The sequence below is a fragment of the Oscillibacter sp. CU971 genome, from assembly GCF_905219725.1.
Lineage (GTDB): Bacteria > Bacillota > Clostridia > Oscillospirales > Oscillospiraceae > Oscillibacter.
Genome location: NZ_CAJMXG010000375.1, coordinates 1 through 2219, shown reverse-complemented (window position 1 = coordinate 2219; position 2219 = coordinate 1). Strand labels below are relative to the sequence as shown.

Genomic DNA, 2219 nt, shown 5'->3' with positions numbered 1-2219 from the left:
CATTAAGTATTCTCGACACAGCAGAAGACGAAATGCCGAAAATGTCAGCAATTTCTTGGTTGGTGTAAACGCCAGCCATTGCTTTGATACGATTGATGCGTGCTTGCGACGGTTGCGTTGAAGTTCTGGGCGTGGCGTACTCTCTGACGGTCTTAGGTTCAGTGTAGCGAAGGATTTCGCTTAAGGTTGTGTCAGAAATTGCGCCGGCCTGAATGGCGGCCCATTCGCGACTGCTGATGGTAATGCGTGACTTTTTTCCGCTGGCACCGGTTGTAACTCTGGCGTCGCTGATAGCGGAACGACGAATTTTAGAGATTTCGTCTTTGTCGGTGATATTGTTGGCCTGAACCTTAGCTTTCACCATGGCATTAGCAATGCGCTGAGCCTCACGCTCACGGGGGGCATTCAACTGTGCCAAACGGAGCGCAGCCATAAGGCGGTTTACTTCTGGTTCATAGGCCTGTGCCGCACTGGCAGAACGCTTCAATGTCGGAGTTGCTTTATATTCAAGCCTTGCTCTATCGGCCAGGGCCTTCATCCTGTTGGCATGGGCCGCATAGAACTCTTCTTGGGGAGTACCAGAGGACAGCTTACGGACGTCATCAACAGCCTCGATACGGCTTACCTTGGTGGTGGCCCGAACGGTCTTTCCGGTCTTTGGGTTAACATAGGTTCGACCGGACTCCTTGTAGACAACCTTGCCGGACTGGGGGTCAATGACGCCGCTTCCCTGACGCTCAGGTACATCGACGGTCTGTTTACGGCGGGATAGCAGTGTGGAGGCACCGCCCCTCTCTTTTCCCTCTTCATCGGTATACCCCTGGTACTTGCGCTTAAGCTCGGCTATGCCGTTGTCTTTTTCAGACTGCCGGTAGTCCAGCTTGTGCTTGGCGGCGTCGATGACCACCATGCTGTGTTTAACAGCACGGGCAATCTCACTTTCAGGAGCCCCCTTGAGGGTCATGTCAGTGATAAGATTAGAGATTTCCCCCATTTGCCGCTGTGTTGCAGCGCCTTTGGACAGAAGACGAACACCGGTTCTCCCCTCCGTGGAGTAGGCAGTCTTCGGGTCGAAGCCTTCCAGATCCTTAAGGGCGGGGGTAGATTGAATTTTCACCTTCCCACCGGTAGGAATGACGACAACCTGGTCACCGTCGAAGTCTGCACCAGAAAGACGTTCTGCTACCTTGGGGTTGATGCCTACAGCATCCCGGATGTTCTTACCGAGGATAGAGATTGCGGAGGGGTTCTTGTTGTTGACTGTGAGAATAGGAATCTCAAACGTTCCGCCATGAGGATAACGAACCAAGGCTACCTGCTCACCATCCCGGTAGTTGGGAGCGAAAATCTCGGTTTCCTTCATCGCATTGATAGGGAGGATGACCTGAGTGCTCTGCCTTGGGAGAGCGGCCGCTTTCATATGTACAGCAGCGGAGTCACATTCATCGGCAAAATCGAGCAGGAGCTTTCGCTTAATAGTTGGATTGGTGAGAGCACAGATTTCGGCGAACTCATCCTCAGCGTCGGCATAGGTCAAATCCAACTGCTTTCGGATAAGCTGAAGCGGCTGCTTAGAAAGAAACTGGGAGGACAAGTTCTTACTCATCCGATCCCAGTCGCCCTCTTCTTTTAACTTGTTGATAGCAGACAGCTTCTCAATTCCGTCAGCGTCGATGTAATGACTCTGCCCGTCGGCCTTGATAAACGCACCGAAAGGATTGTCAGGGTCAGCCCCGATTTTCTTCATGACGTCCATCTTCGGTGTGCCGGAAGCCTTGTTGGTGTTGAACACAATGTCGCACCCATCAGGCATATCGTCGGAGTGCATGGCCATACCCTTGAGGTAGTGAGTTCCGTCTACAAGGATGCGAACCTGAGCATAGTGGGAATCACCGAGATCCAAGTCCGCAACGCCGCGACGGATTTCGATGACGCCATCTTTCAAGGCCCCGCCCTCATCCCCGTACAGGATCTTCACTCTGGAAGAGTCAATGCTGGCCGGGTACTCACGCTTGTCCCAGGAATCGCCGCCATCGGTGGAGTGGTACTCTCCGACAGACTTGACCAGGTCGAGGTTCTGATAAACTTCTCTCTGGTCAATTTCGGGAATAGAGATGACAGGAGTGATGGTTCGCTTCTTGGGGTCGTTGACCTGGGGCACGCCGACACCATATCGGTTGTAGCCCTCGGTTTCCAGGATGAATAAGGCTTCCTGAAGT

Annotated in this window: 1 protein-coding gene; it reads right to left on the bottom strand. The window is 53.0% G+C overall.

Annotation, left to right across the window (positions count from 1 at the left end; genetic code table 11):
• Positions 1-2219: helix-turn-helix domain-containing protein (locus JX325_RS15575; protein ID WP_204791969.1), on the bottom strand; the 2219-nt coding region annotated here is incomplete at both ends.